20 protein-coding genes are annotated in these 18,331 nt (G+C 45.4%); 6 read left to right on the plus strand and 14 right to left on the minus strand.

Annotated elements, in window-relative coordinates:
* The first annotated feature begins 157 nt into the window (after positions 1-157).
* The gene (locus tag NFS22_RS11270) at positions 158-1,309 is read left to right on the plus strand and encodes an S-layer homology domain-containing protein (protein ID WP_251317867.1); all 1,152 of its coding nucleotides are present in this window, start codon (positions 158-160) and stop codon (positions 1,307-1,309) included.
* 140 nt (positions 1,310-1,449) lie between these two features.
* Positions 1,450-3,453, plus strand: a complete 2,004-nt coding sequence (locus NFS22_RS11275; protein ID WP_251317868.1) for a hypothetical protein — start codon at positions 1,450-1,452, stop codon at positions 3,451-3,453.
* Between the two features lie 119 nt (positions 3,454-3,572).
* On the opposite strand, the gene NFS22_RS11280 is transcribed toward NFS22_RS11275, so the two are convergent.
* The 12 genes from NFS22_RS11280 to NFS22_RS11335 form a co-directional block, all read right to left on the minus strand.
* Positions 3,573-4,766 carry a tyrosine-type recombinase/integrase gene (locus NFS22_RS11280; protein WP_251317869.1) on the minus strand — a complete coding sequence of 398 codons (1,194 nt, stop codon included), beginning with the start codon at positions 4,764-4,766 and terminating at the stop codon, positions 3,573-3,575.
* An 87-nt stretch (positions 4,767-4,853) separates the two neighbouring features.
* On the minus strand, positions 4,854-5,057 hold the full coding sequence (locus NFS22_RS11285) for an excisionase (protein WP_103240047.1): 204 nt from the start codon (positions 5,055-5,057) through the stop codon (positions 4,854-4,856).
* A gap of 434 nt (positions 5,058-5,491) precedes the next feature.
* Positions 5,492-5,740, minus strand: coding sequence for a helix-turn-helix domain-containing protein (locus NFS22_RS11290; protein WP_251317870.1), 249 nt, complete (start codon positions 5,738-5,740; stop codon positions 5,492-5,494).
* Positions 5,724-6,167: an RNA polymerase sigma factor gene (locus NFS22_RS11295; RefSeq protein WP_103240158.1), complete on the minus strand. Its 444-nt coding sequence runs from the start codon at positions 6,165-6,167 to the stop codon at positions 5,724-5,726. Before NFS22_RS11295 ends, NFS22_RS11290 begins: the two co-directional genes overlap by 17 nt.
* 488 nt (positions 6,168-6,655) lie before the next feature.
* On the minus strand, positions 6,656-7,000 hold the full coding sequence (locus NFS22_RS11300; protein ID WP_251317871.1) for a response regulator: 345 nt from the start codon (positions 6,998-7,000) through the stop codon (positions 6,656-6,658).
* A gap of 6 nt (positions 7,001-7,006) precedes the next feature.
* Entirely contained in the window at positions 7,007-9,325 is a 2,319-nt protein-coding gene (locus tag NFS22_RS11305) for an FtsX-like permease family protein (protein WP_251317872.1), read from the minus strand.
* A complete protein-coding gene (locus tag NFS22_RS11310) occupies positions 9,322-10,005 on the minus strand; it encodes an ABC transporter ATP-binding protein (RefSeq protein ID WP_251317873.1) in 684 nt (227 codons plus the stop codon). The genes NFS22_RS11305 and NFS22_RS11310 overlap by 4 nt, the downstream gene beginning before the upstream one ends.
* A gap of 34 nt (positions 10,006-10,039) precedes the next feature.
* The gene (locus NFS22_RS11315; protein WP_251317874.1) at positions 10,040-12,358 is read right to left on the minus strand and encodes an ABC transporter permease; all 2,319 of its coding nucleotides are present in this window, start codon (positions 12,356-12,358) and stop codon (positions 10,040-10,042) included.
* Positions 12,355-12,915 (minus strand): hypothetical protein, encoded by a 561-nt coding sequence (locus NFS22_RS11320; protein ID WP_251317875.1) that lies wholly within the window; start codon positions 12,913-12,915, stop codon positions 12,355-12,357. The genes NFS22_RS11315 and NFS22_RS11320 overlap by 4 nt, the downstream gene beginning before the upstream one ends.
* A 69-nt stretch (positions 12,916-12,984) precedes the next feature.
* On the minus strand, positions 12,985-14,031 hold the full coding sequence (locus NFS22_RS11325; RefSeq protein WP_251317876.1) for a sensor histidine kinase: 1,047 nt from the start codon (positions 14,029-14,031) through the stop codon (positions 12,985-12,987).
* A gap of 8 nt (positions 14,032-14,039) precedes the next feature.
* The gene (locus NFS22_RS11330; RefSeq protein WP_251317877.1) at positions 14,040-14,726 is read right to left on the minus strand and encodes a response regulator transcription factor; all 687 of its coding nucleotides are present in this window, start codon (positions 14,724-14,726) and stop codon (positions 14,040-14,042) included.
* The gene (locus NFS22_RS11335) at positions 14,719-14,907 is read right to left on the minus strand and encodes a helix-turn-helix domain-containing protein (protein WP_251317878.1); all 189 of its coding nucleotides are present in this window, start codon (positions 14,905-14,907) and stop codon (positions 14,719-14,721) included. Before NFS22_RS11335 ends, NFS22_RS11330 begins: the two co-directional genes overlap by 8 nt.
* 169 nt (positions 14,908-15,076) lie before the next feature.
* Between NFS22_RS11335 and NFS22_RS11340 the strand changes: the two genes are divergently transcribed.
* The 4 genes from NFS22_RS11340 to NFS22_RS11355 all read left to right on the plus strand — a co-directional run bounded on the left by NFS22_RS11340 (position 15,077) and on the right by NFS22_RS11355 (position 17,578).
* Positions 15,077-15,430, plus strand: a complete 354-nt coding sequence (locus NFS22_RS11340) for a helix-turn-helix transcriptional regulator (RefSeq protein WP_251317879.1) — start codon at positions 15,077-15,079, stop codon at positions 15,428-15,430.
* Between the two features lie 245 nt (positions 15,431-15,675).
* On the plus strand, positions 15,676-16,005 hold the full coding sequence (locus tag NFS22_RS11345) for a plasmid mobilization protein (protein WP_172529929.1): 330 nt from the start codon (positions 15,676-15,678) through the stop codon (positions 16,003-16,005).
* Positions 15,966-17,318, plus strand: a complete 1,353-nt coding sequence (locus tag NFS22_RS11350; RefSeq protein WP_251317880.1) for a relaxase/mobilization nuclease domain-containing protein — start codon at positions 15,966-15,968, stop codon at positions 17,316-17,318. Before NFS22_RS11345 ends, NFS22_RS11350 begins: the two co-directional genes overlap by 40 nt.
* 2 nt (positions 17,319-17,320) lie before the next feature.
* Positions 17,321-17,578, plus strand: a complete 258-nt coding sequence (locus NFS22_RS11355; RefSeq protein WP_251317881.1) for a hypothetical protein — start codon at positions 17,321-17,323, stop codon at positions 17,576-17,578.
* 174 nt (positions 17,579-17,752) lie between these two features.
* On the opposite strand, the gene NFS22_RS11360 is transcribed toward NFS22_RS11355, so the two are convergent.
* Both NFS22_RS11360 and NFS22_RS11365 read right to left on the minus strand, forming a co-directional pair.
* Entirely contained in the window at positions 17,753-18,118 is a 366-nt protein-coding gene (locus NFS22_RS11360) for a cysteine-rich VLP domain-containing protein (RefSeq protein ID WP_251317882.1), read from the minus strand.
* Positions 18,115-18,330, minus strand: a complete 216-nt coding sequence (locus NFS22_RS11365; RefSeq protein WP_251317883.1) for a transposon-transfer assisting family protein — start codon at positions 18,328-18,330, stop codon at positions 18,115-18,117. The genes NFS22_RS11360 and NFS22_RS11365 overlap by 4 nt, the downstream gene beginning before the upstream one ends.
* Position 18,331 lies beyond the last annotated feature (1 nt).

Here is an 18,331-nt window from a genome sequence, read left to right on the forward strand (position 1 = left end):
GAGAAACAAATAATCAAATAAATCCGGCAAAGTTCAAAATATCGGCAAAGGGATTTGGAATAATCCTTTGACAGGGCGCAAGTTCCGTATTATGCTCAAATTATCCCGGGAAACAAACCGAAAAATTGAGTTTATGAGTATGAAAGGGGCATTGACAATGAAACGGATCTTGACCTTGCTGCTAAGTGCCGCACTGACCCTGTCGCTTGCCATTCCTGCCCTGGCCGTCCAAACGGAGCAGGAAACGGCGGCGGCCTGGCTGAAAGAAAACGGCATCCTGACCGGGGACCAGAACGGCAATCTGAACCTATCCTCTGGCCTGACCCGGGCGGAGCTGGCCGTTATTCTGACCCGGCTCTCGGATGAAACCGGGGATATGGACCGGAATGCCGCCTACTACCGCACCATCTGTCCCTTTACTGATGTTCCGGAGTGGGCTATGCCCTTTGCCGGTTACTGCGCAGAAAAAAAGCTGATGGCCGGGTATGGAAACAAGCAATTCGGCCCCAACGATCCGGTAACCCCGGCGGCGGCCTGTACCGTCATGCTCCGCTATCTGGACTACCCAGCCAACCAGTGGACCTATGCCACCGCCTGCGACAAAGCGGCTGAGCTGGGCCTGCTCCCAGATTGTGCGGTGGACGGGGCCTCCATCACCCGGGGGAATATCGCCGTTTTGATCTACCGGGCGCTGAACGGTGGAAAGCCTGGAGATGGACAGGCTGCACTTCAAGGCATTGGGGATGGCTACCTCACCAACGGCAAGCCTATCACAGAAGAAAATGTGCTGGAGCTGCTTCGGGAGATTGAAAAAGATTGGCCTACCGACACTGTCTGGGGAACTCACAACACCCCTGGTACTCACAAAAACGAGATTCCAAGTACTGTGAGCGGACAGATTATGCGTAGTTATCATGTCAGCAATGTTTATGGTTGTGGAGCCTATGCCAGTATGGTTAGTTCGCTCATTTTTGGAGATACAGTTAATCCTGGACGCCGGTTAGAGGATCTGGCCCAAATTAGGCCCGGAGATATTATTTTTAGAGTACGGAACGACAACGGGAAAATATGGCATGTGGTTATAGCCTTGGGCTCTCCCAATCATATAAACGCATTTTATTACACTGATGGGAATGCTGGCGAGACAGTTCAGTGGCCTGATATTCAAAACCCATACAGCAACATGGGCAATTTGGACAGCTATCGAGGAGACAACAAAACCTATCACTTAGAAGTTTGGACTCGCTATCCTGATCGTGTTTCTTACACTGGAAGTAGTGTTGATGTATGGAATGTAAATAACAGCTAGGAGGAAGAATGCACTTAAAACCACCTATCCCACACATGAACAGCCCCAATTACAAGTAAAGAATCACATCCGCAAGGACTGCACAATTCTGTGCGGTCCTTTTTCATCCCCAAAATCCGTTATACGAGGAGGAAGTTTTAATGCTAAAATGTATGAAAGCGCACTGGAAACGAGCTGTTTCCGGTCTGCTGGCTGTCATTATGGCCGCTGGTATGCTCCCAATCTCCGCCTTTGCCGCAGATAACAGTTCTAACCCCTACGCACCCACCGGCAGCTTCGAGCTGAACGTGGCAGGCACTACCGGCTGGAATGGCGGCAACCAGCCCATGACCGTCTATCGCACCGAGAGCGGCACCGCTCAGGCGACCACGATTCCTACCGCCGTACCCTTCGCCTTGTTGGAGGACAAGGGCGGCGAACGCATCAAGATCGGCTACCAGGACAGCGGCTGGATCGGCAGCGACCTGGACGGCACTGGCTGGGCCAACAAGGACAGTGTTCTGGTCAACCTGCCCGATGTAATTCCCAGCATCGCTTATGACCGGGACAGCGGCAAGCAGTTCAGTTCCCGCCTGACCCGGTTTGAGTATGTCATTCCTGCCAGCTATGGACTGGCTGAGCAGTTAGCTCTGCTCCAGAAAGAAGCAATGGCCAGCGGTGAGACTCTGGTGATCCGCCAATCCGATCAGATGGTGAGCGTCAGCCGGGCCAAGGGTGACCCTGCACAGTTGCACAGCTACACTTTGGACGGAGTGCCCTACTGGAAGTACGACAGCTGGACGGAGTACGAATCCCAGGATGACGGACTGAGCGACCTCAGCTATGAGCTGCCCTATGTCATCGACCGAGCCTACAGTGCCGACCCCAGCGTGACGCTGACCAAATTCTGTCCCCAGACGGTCTACCGCGCTCCTGCCAAGGTCAGCGCCAACGATCCCACTGGGGGCGTGGGGGCCTACAACCCTGGCAGTCCCGGCGGCAAAAAGCCTACCACTTCCAATGTAGACTGGTCTACTGACCCGGAGCGGACATTCCTCCGGTTCACCCTGATCGAGTTCCCCCAGGGCGTTGTCACTGACCTGAACACCAATGACTGGGGCACTTGGCATGTCGTTGGTACTCCCCTTAATGTGGTCTGGAGTAACGGCTGGTCCGCCGACAAATGCCGCAGCGACATCACCTGGTACAACTCCTGCGCCATGCAGTACAACGGAAAAGGCGCTGACGCAGCCCAGCTTATGGCTGGATCTTCTGTGACGCAGGGCGTCTATTCCTACGATGCTACCTCTGGCCATAATAAACGCTGGGTAACTACCGCTGACGAATTTCAGGCGGAAAGCGGTATTACGGATCAGCAAAAGGAGCAGATGTTTCATTGCAATTCCAACTCCTGGTCCTCTGGTTGGAAGGACGGCGACTATACCTCCATGTGGGGCACTGACGCTGAGTCTGTGACTCCTGGCAACCTATACAAGGTCTATAAGGCTAATGACGCTTTCCTCTATCTCCTGGGCCGGCTGAGTGAACAGGACAATCAGTCCGGCGGCGACGTTGCCGGTTGGAGCAAGGATGAGGCGATGGAGCGTTGGTCCGAGTATATCCACGACGCGGACGGCAATCTACGCACCAAGTATCGGGTCATTGTAGAGACTGGAGGCGTGTTCCGAGATCCTGACGGTGTGCGCCGAGCTTATACTCTGCGGGAGATGATGGCCTATTCCATTTACAATAGTGAGTCCCAAGTCAAGGGTAACTTGATTTGGGATCAGGCGTCCACAATGGTCAATATGGCCCGTTGGATGCGGCAGGGAAAAGATAACCAATTTTTGGAGTATCCGCTAGATGAAAGCGGCGTTCCCACCGGCGAGGAGCTGCACTCCACCAATGGTTTCCGAGAGTGCGACAGTTATGTAGATACCATCCAATATCCCCGACCAATCCGGGATACCATTTTCTCTGAGCGCCGCTCCTTCGGTCTACATATTTTCTCTCCATTTAACTTTGAAACAGAACCCACAAACCCTTCCTTAGAAATAACAAAAAAAGTGGGGACTGGCATCTTAAATGGAAAAGAATGGAGTTTTAGTGTAAAATTATGGGTGAATTTAGATTATCTCTTTAGAAGTTCTTATATGTCGGTATAGCCCGTATTTTCGGGCTTTCCCGGCATTTTAGATATGGGGAGAAGTTCTCATATACTCTCAAAACCTTTTAGGTTTTCCCTCTCAACGGTAGTAAAAGAAGTAGTAAATTCTGCTTATGGCTATGCAATCAGCCTTTCCATTTCAGCCCTTGCGGAAGCGAATGTAGCGTGTGCGTAGTAGTTCAGCGTCATGGTGATATTGGAGTGTCCCATAATGTACTGTAACGCTTTCGGGTTCATTCCGGCATTGGCTAAGTTGGTGCAGAACGTATGGCGTAGGGTGTGGGGTGTCATTACTTTCGGTAACGCTTCCTCATGGCACTTGTTATATTTCTTTGCAAGCCCCCGAAACATGGTAGCATAGTTCACATTCGTTTTCGGGCAACCGTCCCGGTTGAGGAAAAGGAAATTGCTGTACCCGTCAATGGTGGTCGCCTTTGCTCCCTTGCGGTTCTCCAACACGCGCCCCAACGCTTCATACACTTTTTCACTCATTGGAATTTGTCTGATACCGCTCTGCGTTTTGGGCTTCTCTATGTAGTACCCGGTTTCTGCGCTCCGTAAAAGCTGGTGGTCTACATTGATTACCCGGTTTTCAAAGTCAAGGTCGGTTTCAGTCAGCCCGCAGAGTTCGGAAATCCTAAGCCCTGTCCCTAACAGTATGATAACCTCGTCACGGTATTTCTGATAGACGCTATCACTTTCCATAAAGGATAAAAGGCTTTCTTCCTGTTCCGCTGTGAGAGGTACTTTCGGCTCTGTGTCGTCCTCGATCACGGTGTTGAGCTGGAAGTCAAAGGGGTTCTTCCTTATGCAATCGTCCTGTATCGCTGTGTAAAAAGCAGCTTTCAGAGAACGCTTGTCGTTGCTTATGGTCTTGTAGGATATTCCCTTTTCTTTCATGCGCAACGCCCATTCTTTCGCGTCGGACAGCTTCACACTATCAATAGGGCAGGAACCAAGTTTATCTGCTTCCAGCAGCTTCATAAGCCGCTCACGCCCTTTTGTGGTGTTGTACCTTACATTTCCCCGGTGGCGGTTCTGCTTCGCGTAAAGCTCGCAGACCGTCATTTTCTTACCGATTGTGTCTATCCCGTCGTCAAGGTCTTTCTGTATCTCTTTTTCCTTTTCTCTAAGGGATATGTCGTCACGCTTCCCGGCAGGGGTCTTGTCCGTAGGTACTAACTTCCAAGCGTAGACAAATTGCACTTTGCCAAAAGTATCAGTATATTTGTAAGCATATCTCCCGTCTTTTCTTTGGCTCTCTCCCGAACGCAAAATGCGGTTTCTGTTATCACGTCTTTTCTCCGACATTGTTTTGCTCCTTTCCGTGTCGGAAAGAGCCTTGATATGCCTACATCTATTATAGCATATTCAAGGCTCTTTTTCACTATCTTTTTGCTAAATTGCGTCCAGCGTGTCAATGACTTTTTCAAACTGTTTCCTCTTGATCTGAATACGGTTCCCGTTCAAGATCACCCAGCCCGACGTGGGATTTTCTTCTGCAAGTTTCCGCAGCTTGTTTTCCCCAATGCGGAAATATTTTGACGCTTCTTCAATGGTAAGCGTGTACTTTTCCCAAATAGGCACATCAGCATTGTTCATTTCTATAAATCCCCCTTTCAAAATGGGTAAAAGGTTAATAGTTAAAAAGGGGCTGTGATCGGGCGGTTATCAGCATAACCTCACGGGAGTTTCACCCCTGCATGGTTCTCATGCAGCCCTACCCATTGCCTGCGACGCTTTGAACGCTCGGACTGTGGCGGTAAGGGAGTATCATTGTATATTCTGCGCGGTCGTCGCCCGCAAGCTGCTAAACTTGCTCCCCGGCGCGGTGTTAGTCGCTCGGCTGTCCCGGCAGGAAAAAACCTACCGGGATAGTGTCATGGCGCACCCGCCGTATGGCTCGGCGCAAAAGGGACGTACCCGATCTGCCCTATGCTGCGCCGCCGTTATCTTGCGCCGCTTTCTTTGTCAAGGTTCAAAACAGGTCAAACATACCGTGTTTGCGGAAAGGGGATCGTAAACACGGGGATATATCAGACCTTGAAATCCAATACCGCCCGGATAAGCCGGGAACGCAGACGGTCGTATATGTCCTGATCTGTCCCGTAATATGTATTACCGCGCTCGTCGCGCATTTTGCGGACAGACAGGGCAAGCATATCGCCCTCGTAATGGCTCAACACAATTTTCATTGCGTCCGGGTCGCCTTTGGTCGCGGCTATGATTACCGGGAACGGCAACAAACCGCGTTCGTCATAATCGCTGTTACTGTTCTTCGTCATAGGCTCGTTCCTCCAAATAGCGTTTCAGCAGCTCAAAAGAGCTTGTCCGTCGGTACTGTACCGTACTCCTTGAAATATTAAGGAGCTTCGCTATTTCCGGGTCGCTCATTTCAAAGAAATAATACAGTAATACCGTGTCGCGTTTTTCTTCCGGCAGCGCGTGTATAGCGTCAGCCAAAAGTTTCGGCGTAATTTCCATTCCAGCCACATAAAAAGACTTATCATCAGCTTCTTCATTCGCAAAATGACGGTCAGTTGTGTAAAGCTGTTCTTCTTCCTGTGGCAACAGGCTTGAAAAAGCAACTTCACGCAGTTGGTGGTGTCTTACGTCACGGTGGGCGTTGCTTGCTTCATACTTCAACGCCCGTTTGCAGAAACCGTTAAAAGCGCAACGTATTTCCCATTCGGTACGATTAGGTTCGTTCATGTTCTCACCTCCTTTCGCGTCCGCGAAAGCGGGTGATTGTTTGATTTCCCCTTTCATACCCCACACCACAAAAATTTCAAAAACTGCCAAACGAAAGCAGGTCTTTTTGAAAAAAGTTTTGAGGATAAAGCAAAATACGCCCGTCTGCAAAATGCAAACGGACGCAAAGGAATTGTAAGCAGTATTTAGTTGATTAGACAGTTCATATTCATGGGTAGAGTATGCCCCGGTGGTGGACGTGCTTTTTTTGATATGTCAATGACCGTCGGAATTTGTCGATACGGTTTGTGCTTCATGGCGGCTACCTCCTTTAGCCGCCGCTTTTACCAGTGAAACCGCGTCATTTCTTGAGAAGATAAAAAAGAAACGGCGGCTTTGATCTCTCAAAAGCCGCCGTGTAAGAATAGGCGTGTGAAAATATCTCTGCTGTACGACGGCTTTTTTTCTTTTGCCGTCGTGCGGCAGGGAATACAATTATATATGAATTTTTAGTTTGCACTTTCTCGAAGAAGCGAAATCAAATCACTATCTGTCTTTTCCATAAATATCGCACCATAAAATTTTGCTTCTGCGACAATATGGTTTTCCCGTGTAGCAGACATAAGAATAAATAATGTAGAAAACTTTTCGTGTCTGCAAAATTCTAACAAATCAAGCCCTGTCCCGTCCGGCATTGCATAGTCAGAGCAAATCACATCAAATGAAGTGGTTGACAACTGTTTTTTGGCTTCTGTCAAATTGCCTGCGGTCGTTACTTCATAATGGTCTTTCAGAACATAGCTTAATCCCTCTAAAAATTCAGGGTAATCATCTACAATTAAGATTTTTTTCATAGTCAGTCACCCCGCATTTACCACATTTACAATACTTGTCTTTCTAATTTTTTGGGACGGTGCAATGACAGCAATAAATGTAGTCAGGATTGCCGCTGAAATTACTACGGCAAGAACCAAGAATGGCGGTTCCCATTTCTGTCCCCAATTAGAAGTAATAAGCATTTCAAAGAAAAAGCGGTGCAGGAATAACCCTGATATAGCCCCGGCAATGCTGCCAGTGATAGCGTAAGCTGCGGCTTCTGCCCGTATTACCTTTTGAATTTGTTTCCCCGACATTCCGACTGCCCGCATGACACCATAATGATTGATCCTGCTGGAAACGCTTGCATTGACAGTGTTAATAATATTGATTAAAGCTACCAACGCAATCACAATCAGAAATCCATAAACAAAAACCGCCATAGCAAAATACCCTGTGCGCACTTCCTCATTGTGTTGCCGCATATCAAGTAGTTTCATATCGGGAGTAATCAGGTTCCTAATCTGTCCGGCTATATCTGTATTTGCCTGAACTTCAATAATTTTATAATCTGTAATTCCCGTTAAAGCGGTAAACGTATTTTCGGAGCAGACAATAATCCATTCCCCATTGGAAGAATCCAGTGGAACATCAGACACAATGCCGGAAACCGTTGTTTCATGTGTTGTGCCGTTAATATCCAATGTGATAATGTCGCCAATCTCCCAATTAAATTCCTGTGAATAGCCATAATCCACTAAAACGCCGTTTCCATTCTGAACATTTTCAATATCCCCGGAAATCAGCACATTGCTTGCCCATAAAAATTGAGGGTCGTCATAAGAAACTAAAGTTGCCATATTGGAGCCTTTTTTGTCATTTGCGGGAATATCCGTACAAAACATTCTCCCATATACTTTATCTGTTCCCGGAAGCTGTTCTATTTCTTCTTTCAGGGAATGGGGCAGAGAAATATGCGGCGCATTTCCCTCTATCGACAAATCCGGCGCATAAGGCTTCAAAGGACTTAACGCGTGGTTCATAAACGTAATCAATATGGTAAAACACAAAAACAGGGTAATACTGATTGCAAAAGAACCCGCAATTAAAACCATACTTTTCCTGTTAGAAAAGGCGTGGCGCAGTCCCATAGCCGTATCTACATGAAATGCTTTTGTGTTAGACGCTTTTTTGAAGTTTTGGTGAGCAGTCTGATTGATATTCCCTGTTACGGCTGTTTGCGGAGATACCTTTGCGGCATTTTTAGCCGGAGAACTTGACGCAAGCATTACAACAAAAACGCCTATTACCGTACCCGCTAATATACCGGGGAAGCTAAATTGAAACTGTGGCATTTCCGGGAGATATTGTGAGTTAATTGCATTTAATACATAAATTGCAATCCATAGAATGACACTCCCCGAAAGTAATCCGACGGGAATTGCTTTCAGGCAGTATAATAATCCCTCCCTGCGGATATATCTTTTGATCTGCCGTTTTGTAGCCCCAAGACAACGCAATAAGCCGAAAAACTGTGTCCTCTCTAAAATGCTCATATTAAAGCTGCTGGCGATCATAAATGTTCCAGTCATGGCAACAAGAAGAAAAAGAATTGCCGCAGTAAGATAGACTTCCAACATGGTAGTGTCTTTGCTTTGCCCCATTAAGCCAAGAAGCATAACATTTGTGGAAATCTGTTCATCTGTCAGGGAAAATTCGGTTTTTATTTCTTCATTTGCACGGTTAATATTGGTTCCATTCTTAAATTGGATATAATTATACTCTTGATACTCTGTTTCCGGCAGGAAGCGCAGCCCACCCTCTGCCAGTTGTAATCCGTGCGCGTCTGTTCCCTGCAAACTGGAAAAATCGCCATAAGTGCCTGAAATCTGATATTGTCTTGTCTGCCCGTCGCTATATACAATTTCAATCATATCTCCAATAGAAAGACCGAATTGCTCCAAACCTTGTCTGTCTAACAATGCTTCTGTTTCCGAAACAGGATAATGACCTTGCGTAACTGATAAATTCATTTGTTTTGCAAGTTCCTCGCTGCTACTTTGGATAATCAATTCTTTTCCCTGATAGGTTGTGCTGGAAGCCATACCCAAAAAGCCGGAAACAGACACGTCTTTTCGATTGCTGATAGCGTCCGCTGTTTCTAAAGGGATATTGGAAATTATCGTATGCCAGTTTCCATACCGCCGTATTGCTTCATCTTTTTGGGCTTTCAGGCTCATATCTGCCATTCCGAAAATTGCCGTTACCAGCATGACAGAAATGGCAATACAGATAATAGTAAGGCGGTTTTTCTTTTTATGGACTTTTGCATATTCTGAAACAAGACCAAGATAGCCTTTCATTCGCCGCACCTCCCAAAATCTGTTATGATACCGTCCGACACTTGCAGTACACGGTCAGCGGTAGAAGCAATGCTCCTGTTATGCGTAATCATAATAATTGTCTGTTCATACCGTTTGGACGCATTTTTCAAAAGTGCAATGACTTCATTACTGTTCTGTGTATCAAGATTTCCGGTCGGTTCGTCCGCTAAGATTAGCATAGGGCGGGTAATCAATGCCCTGCCGATTGCTACACGCTGCTGTTGTCCGCCTGATAACTGCCGGGGAAGATGATACCGCCGCTCCTGTAAATTCAATACGGTTAATATTTCCTCTAAATAAGCAAGATCGGGTTTCTTATAGTCAAGCAGTAACGGGAATGTAATGTTTTGTTCAACATTTAATTCAGGTATGAGATTAAAAGCCTGAAAGATAAATCCGATATTTCGGCGGCGAAAAATCGTAAGTTCTTCATCTTCTAATGTGAATGTTTCTTTTCCGTCAATAAACACTTTGCCCGAAGTTGGCGTATCAAGCGCACCAATCATATTGAGAAGTGTGCTTTTTCCAGAGCCGGATTCTCCAACAACCGCAATAAACTCTCCTTTCGCAACAGAAAAATTTACATCCTTTAATGCGTTGACGGCGGTTTCACCTGCGCCGTAAGTTTTATAAATAGAATTTACCTCTAATAAGTTCATATTGTACCTCCATTATTATTTACGTTTTTATAAGTTATTGCGCACTGATTGTATCAATAATAGACATATTATGAATACGTTTGGTGGGTCCTCCGACAGCGGCAATAGCGGTTATTATTACCATTGAAACAATACTGGCTAAAATAGAGATTGGAATATTCCACGGATCACCCCATCGACCAGTTACCATATGTTCAAATAAATATTTGTGTATAGGCAATCCAATCAGGCAGCCCGCCAGACTTCCCACAAGCGAATATGTCACTGCTTCCGCAGTTACCATTTTTACAAGTTGTCGGGTACTCATGCCAATAGCACGCATAGCCCCATATTGCTTCATTCGGGCAGATACACTCATACTAATACTGTTTATTACATTAAATACAGTAATCAAAGCTATAACTGCTAAAAATCCATAAACAAATAATGCAAACGAATAGTAACTTCCAAGTGCCTGCTGATTACTTTGGCGGCGATCCGAAAAAGTGAACTCCGAACCAGCCATCTCACGGATAGCATTTACATCTTCATCTGTTGTCCCTCGCTTAAACTGCAAATCTAAAATCGTATATTGTGATTCTCCCCATAGCTGCTGAAATGTGTCCTCCGTACAAATGATGTTAGCGGTTCCCGGAGTGTTCGTAAAAGGACTCTTAGAAAGAACGCCCACAATATTTAATTCCTGTGACACACCATTCGCATCCAGAATAATTTTGTCGCCTACATGTAGTGAATAATCCGAATTATAAACGGCTAACACCGCATTTTCTGTGGAAAATACATCTTCGACAGCCCCTTCGATCAAATTTTCGTCAGCCCAGTCAAATTGATGTTCTTCGTAAGAAATGAGATTTATTTGCCGGTTTTCCTCAGTTGGTATATCATAGGCGAACATTCTGCCATACACTCGTTTCACAAAATCCTGATCTCCAAACTGTTCCGCCAACTCTTTTGGCACAGAAAGAGAATTATCCTTGCTGATAACGGAAACATCCGGTGTGTATGGTTCCACGGCATTGATTGCATGGTTCATAAAGTTGATTGCCGGAGAGAATGCCAAAAACAGAATAATACTTATTGCAAACGAGCCGATCATTAAAATGAAATTTTTGTGATTCGATACAGCATGGTGAATACCCAATGATGTATCAATTTTAAAGAAACGTGTATTAGCTGTTGTCCTGACCGACTTTATCTGATAGGCATTACCGGAAACCGCCATGAGCGGTGAAACACCGGCAGCTTTTTTGGCAGGTGACTGCGCCGCAATCAGTACAGTCAGAAGCCCTACCGCAATTCCACAGAAAATACTGATTCCGCTCACACGAAAGACGGGCATTTCCGCAAAATACTCAGGGCTGATCCATTTAAGGACTGCACATAAAATCCATACCACCACAACGCCCCCTGCCAGACCCCCAGGGATTGCAAATTTGCACCAGCGTAATCCTTCTCTGCGGACAATACTCATAATTTGCTTTTTTGTAGCTCCGATGCAACGGAGCATACCAAAAAATTCTGTCCTCTGCATCACATTACTATTAAGGCTACTCGTAATCATCAATACACTCGCAATCAATACTAAAAAGAACAATACTACTGCACAGCCATAAAGCTGAATAACAAAATTATCATTGCTCTGTCCAAGAACCATAAGCAGATTACCGTTTTGCGCCACCTGCTTTTCATTCAAATGAAAGGTCTGTGTGATATCTGCAATTACTTTCTGCATATTGCAAAAAGTAGATAACTGCACTACTAACTGTTCTGTATAATCTTCAGCCGGAATATGGCGGCGAAAAGCTTCCATTGAAAGCAATACTGAAAAACTTTCATATCGCATCTGGTTTGCCGAAGCAGCGGCAAAGCCGGAAATTGTAAAGGTTTCCCCTATGCCATCAATTGTGATCATATCTCCAAGTTTCACTTTTAATATGGACTTGGCGGATTCTGATAACACAATTTCATTATAAGATTTTGGAAAACTGCCTTCGACAAGTTCATGCTCAAACATGGAAGCATAGGCTTCCCCATCTATTCCTGCTATGCCAATGGCTCTTCCGTCAATAGAAAATCCGCTTGCTTCTTTCACATAAGCATACCAACTGGAACAGGCAACTTCCGGGCGAACCTGTATTAACGCCCCTGTTTCCTGATCAATGTCAGAAAAAATAACGTGCCAATTCCCGCCAGTTTTAATCTCCTGATATTGCTGGCTACGGATTGCCATTTCTGCCATACCAAATATGACTGTCACTAAAAACACGGAAAGGATAATACAAAATAATGTCATTCTTCCTTGCTTCTTGTGGTTTTTGGCAGATATGGGAATCAAATCAAGATAGCTTTTCATATTGTACCTCCATTACAATTTACTTTTTTGTAAGTCAGTCCAAACAGCAATTCTATTACGCAAGATAAAAATAGCAGACCGCTGAAAATTCTTGCAAGTGGCTCTAAACCGCCAAATCCAAAGGTAAATACCAAAAGCGTTACGCCGCCGCCTGCGACAAGCAGGGAAAGAACGACTAAAAGAGCTTTCAGTTTGCTTTCCGCACACAAGGCAGCTATAAAGTATACGACACTTTCAATCAGCAGCAATGCGCCCGAAAAAACAGGAATAATACTAATCAGGTATCGGAAATAAACCATACTTAAAATGCCAAACAGGATTGCCGCAGCCGTTACAAAAAGATTTAAGTATGCAATATGCTTTTCCTCTTTGCCCCTGCCGGAAAGAAAGTCTAAGATACCTAATACGCCATTCAAAATGGCATAAGCCGCAACTGCATAGATTATACTGCCTTTTAGAAATTCCGGGAACAAAAGCGTTACAAGCCCCATTGCCCCAAGCAAAGCAGCCCGTAAACCAGACCACCTTGCTATCTTCTTAAATTGTAAAAAAGTCATAGATGTTATCCTCCTTTCGTTCTATCAAGAAGAATAACATCTATTTCCTACTCCCAAGTGAATTGAAACTTACAATTTTGTAATTTTAGCTGAATTTAGAAAAGTGATATTGAAAACACTTCCTTTGCCTAACTCGCTGTCTACGGTAATGTTTCCGTCGTGGGCTTCTACAATCGCTTTGGCAAGCGGCAGACCAAGCCCTATTCCCTGTGTGTCTTTAGAAAAGCGGCTGCGGTAAAAGCGTTTGAAAATGTAATGTATATCTTCCGGGTGAATACCGCTGCCATTATCCTTTATTGTAATCTGTGTCAAATCAGGAAGCCCTTTCCATTCAATTACAATCCGATCATTTGTGCCTGTATGGTCTAAAGCATTTTTCACAATGTTACTGATTGCTTCAATAATCCAGTCACGGTCACAAAAGAGTGTGATGTTATCAGCCCCGGATAAAACAATTTCCTTTCTTTCCTGTTTTGCCCGATATGCAAAATGCAGTTCAATATCTCTTATCATATCAGCTATGTTTTCAACGCTTTTTTCTATGATGATAGTACCAGCGTCTAACTTCGTAATTTCCAGCAAATTTTGTACCAATGTTTCAATTCTGTTTAGTTCCTGCTCTGATAATACAGTAAATTTCTTTATTTCAGGTAAATCGTCTGTTTCACCTTGTATCATTTCGTTATATATACTCAAAGCAGCAATGGGCGTTTTAAGCTGATGTGAAATATCTGATATGGTATCTCTCAAAAATTCCTTTGAACGAAATTCATTTTCAGCATGGGCATTTAATACAGCAGCCAAAGTGTTCACCGAATGGAACAGTTTATATAATTCACCCTCTCTGTCACAATCAATGCGGGCGTTGGTATCGCCTTTCAGATATTTGTCTATTGCTGATACAGCCACCCCAATCAATTTATGCTGCTGATAAAAATACCAAAAGCAAACAGCCGCTATGCCGCCTCCTGATATAAGAGAAAGAATAGAAATGAATGGTATGCAGCTATCACGGAATATCCATATTCCTATCTGCGTCAATAATAAAAATCCAGCTATAAAAGCGGTTATGCCTGTAAATAAAAATTTGGTATCTCTGTTTGTAAACAATTCCATGCTTCACCTCAACAAATAATATTCCATTTATACCCCATACGCCGAACATTGAGAAGCATTTGCGGTTCGCTGGGATTATCCTCAATTTTGATACGCAGTCTGCGGATATAAACAGTCAGTGTATTACTGTCAACATAATTTCCGTCACCGTCCCATAATTTCTGTAATATCTGCTCTTTAGACAACAGGACGTTAGGATTTTGCATAAACAGACAAAGCAATTTATATTCCGCTGCGGTCAAGTCCAATATTTCCCCGTTTTTATATGCCTGTCCTTGCAGGAGCAAGACTTTAATACCATTTGAGTGAAGCTCTGTATTAGCAGAGCCAAAGTCATTTGCCCGACGAAGCAGGGCATTGATCCGCGACATTAACACGCTAACCTTAAATGGTTTCGTAATATAGTCGTCACCGCCCATATCCAAGCCCATAATCACATTGATTTCCTCGTCTGAAACCGTTAAAAATATGATTGGTACTTTTGATGTCTGCCGGACTTTCCGGCAAATTTCAAAGCCGGAACCGTCGGGGAGAGAAACATCTAAAATCAGTAAATCATACTTTCCCTCCGTCCAAGCGGTATCAGCTTCTTTTACTGTCCGTGCAATGTCTAATTCAAATCCAGCCTTTTGAAAAGCGAATGTTAATCCATTTATCAGGCTTAAATCATCTTCCAATAATAATATTTTACTCATTTTTATCCCTTTCCCCTTTTAGACATTTATCGACAGGTTTTTCTGCGTCCTTTGGTATTAACCATAAGCGACTAAATTTTGCCACACCGGGTATGCGTTTTTCCTCACATAACTTCTGTACCCGCCTTTCGGAAATGCCCCATTTCTTCGCTGCTTCCGGGGCAGAAATAAACTCCAACATTTTTCATTCTCCTTTTTGCTAAACTCTATCAATATAATTATATGCGGTTAGACGAATAAATTCAAGACTTCTACATTGTATTTAAGGAATTATTCAAGCTAATCAATGGAACTGTGTAAGCATATCCAAAAAGAAAGGTGAACAGTAAAATGTAACAGGGTGAATAATTATGGCAAAAAGACCAGTACCACAATATGACTTTATGGCTTTTGGGGCGGCAATCAAGGCGGCACGGACAGGACGCAAGGAGAGCCGGAAAAAGGTATGCGACGAAATGTATATATCCCCTCGCTACCTTGCAAATATTGAAAATAAGGGGCAGCACCCCAGCTTACAGATATTCTTTGAGCTTATGCTGCGTTACAATATCTCAGTAGATCAATTTCTTTTGGCGCAGCCCACCGGGAAGAATACCCAGCGGCGGCAGCTTGACGCATTGCTGGACGATATGAGCGATACGGGAATACGGATAGTCACCGCTACGGCGCGGGAGATTGCAGAGGTTGAGGGTGAGGAAAAATAACACTGTCCGTCTAAAATTGAATAGTGGCTATGAAGCGTTGCAAATCTTTTGAGGTTGCAGCGTTTTTCTTTTATGGAGTTTGGCATAATCGCTTTTTTCTGTGTTGTAGGGAGTAGAGAAAAACTTTCATAGCAAGCATAGGAAAAGAGTACCCTTTTCCGTATTTCTGCCCGCCCGGTCGGTTAGAAATTGCTTGTTGGGAAGTGTCCCAAACCCTCTATGAAAACGGAAAGGAGCGAAAAACCATGAACGGACGGAAAAGGACGGTACAGGTCAAATTCTATGTGACAGAAGAAGAACGGAAACTGATTGAGGAAAAAATGAAACTTGTCCCCACAAGCAACATGGCGGCATATCTGCGCAAGATTGCTATTGACGGGTATATTATCCAAGTAGACCACACGGACATAAAGGCAATGACAGCAGAGATACAGAAAATCGGTGTCAATGTCAATCAGATCGCACGTCGCGTAAACGCGACGGGAAACGCCTATAAAGAGGATATAGAGGAAATTAAGGGGGTGCTTGCGGAGATATGGCGGTTACAAAGATTAAGCCTGTTAAAAGCACTTTGAGCAAAGCCCTTGACTATATCGAAAACCCGGACAAGACGGACGGAAAAATGCTGGTGTCCTCTTTTGGGTGCAGCTATGAAACGGCAGATATTGAGTTTGGCTATACCCTCTCACAAGCGCGGGATAAGGGAAACAATTTAGCTTTTCACTTGATACAGTCCTTTGCGCCGGGGGAAGTGGACTATCAGAAAGCCCATGAGATCGGGCGGCAGCTTGCCGACGCGGTAACAAAAGGGCAGCATGAATATGTACTCACGACGCACATTGACAAGGGACATATCCATAACCACATTATTTTCTGCGCAGTCAACTTCGTAGATCATCATAAGTACGTTTCCAACAAGCGGACGTATTACGGCATACGGAACATGAGTGACAAGCTATGCCGGGACAACGGGCTTTCCGTCGTCGTCCCCGGTAAGGGCAGCAAAGGAAAAAGCTATGCGGAGTACCAAGCGGAGAAAACCGGGACAAGCTGGAAAGGCAAGTTAAAGATCGCCGTGGACGCGCTCATTCCCCAAGTGTCCAGTTTTGAGGAATTATTGCAGCGGTTACAGGCGGCGGGCTATGAGATCAAGCCGGGAAAATATATCTCATGCCGCGCACCGGGACAGGAACGCTTTACCCGTCTAAAAACCCTCGGCGCAGATTATACAGAGGAAGCCATAAAAGAACGGATAGCGGGCAAGCGCACCCGTGCCGCCAAAGCTCCAAAGGCAGAACGCAAAGGAGTTAATCTTCTCATTGACATTGAGAACAGTATCAAGGCGCAGCAGAGCCGGGGCTATGAACAGTGGGCGAAAATCCACAATCTGAAACAGGCGGCAAAGACTATGAACTTCCTTACCGAAAACAAGATTGAACAGTACGCCGATCTGCTTACCCGGATAGAGGAAATCGCCACGGCAAGCGAACAGGCGGGGGACAGCCTAAAGGAAGCGGAAAAGCGTCTTTCGGATATGGCGTTGCTCATTAAGAATGTCACTACCTACCAAAAGACAAAGCCCCTCTATGAAGCCTACCGCAAAGCCCGGAATAAGGAGAAATACCGGGCAGAGCATGAACGGGGTATTATCCTCCATGAAGCGGCGGTAAAAGCACTAAAGGCGGCGCAGATCGGCGGCAAGCTCCCCAGCGTCCCCGCCCTGCAAGCAGAGTATGAAAAGCTCCAAGCGCAGAAAGAAAGCCTTTATGCCGACTATGGCAAGCTGAAAGAACAGGTACAGGAATATGACATTATCAAGCGGAACATAGATAGCATTTTACAGGCAGAGAAGCAGCCGGAACGGGAGAAAGGAAAGGAACGGGAATAATTATGAAAATCGTTGATATTACACCATGTTACAGAATAACATTAGAAAATGGCAGCTATGGAATGGAAACCTATATTGACGCAGATAGTAAACTGCAAATTACTTTTGAGGACGGAAATACACTTACTGGCTATATAGAACGTGTGGAATATGGGACTTATCCCGATGAAAATGATACTCTGATTATAAGGGTAGAGGACGGGGAACTTTATATCTTAGTGGGAAACCGAATAAAGGATATAAAAGAACTGTCCGAATAAAAAGAAAGCCGGGACGCGGCAGCTATCAGATAGCCACCGCGCCCCGGTTTTCTCATGGGTGCAGAGATTGGATTGTTACGCAATAGGACGCCATTTTGAGGGTTAAAGGTATAAATCCCTTGCCGCCTTATTTTCCCGCCCGGAAAGCCGCATAAATCAAGGCTCATTTCGCCCCTATCGCGTCACATTCGCCCGTAGCTTCCTCATGCGCTCGGCGGTCTGTCTGCGGGTGATACGTTTCCGGCAGTCCGGGCAGTAGATCGCCCGGTTAGAGCTGGACGCAAAAGGTAAGCCGCACACGCTACACCGCCGCATATCCTCCGCATGGTAAAGCTCGGCGTACAGCTCCTTATCTGCGGGCAGTACCGCAATGCGGAACCATTTACAGAGCAGGGAATAGGAAATAAGCTGCGGACATACGCACTCGTTCCCGTCGTCCAGCAAGATACAGTTTCCACTATCATAATTGCAGCAAGTCCGGCGCACAAGGGCGTTGACTTTCCGGCTTTGGGGCGGCGTTAGCCGCTTAATGTCGCTCATACCTCGTCAGCGGGGTAAAGGGCAAGCCCCGCAAATTCCGCTTCGGTCATGCGCCCTACTTTGGCAAGGGTGCGGGCGGCAAAGTCCCGCATTTCCCCCTCCATAAAGGGCAGCGCGGCGTTCATAGCCACCAAAAGCCCCTCCTTGCTGCCTGTCATGTAGATACTCAAAAGGTTGGTTTCCTCAACCGTAAAATGATTATATGTGTTCATG

This window comes from Flintibacter muris (assembly GCF_943192995.1).
Lineage (GTDB): Bacteria > Bacillota > Clostridia > Oscillospirales > Oscillospiraceae > Lawsonibacter > Lawsonibacter muris.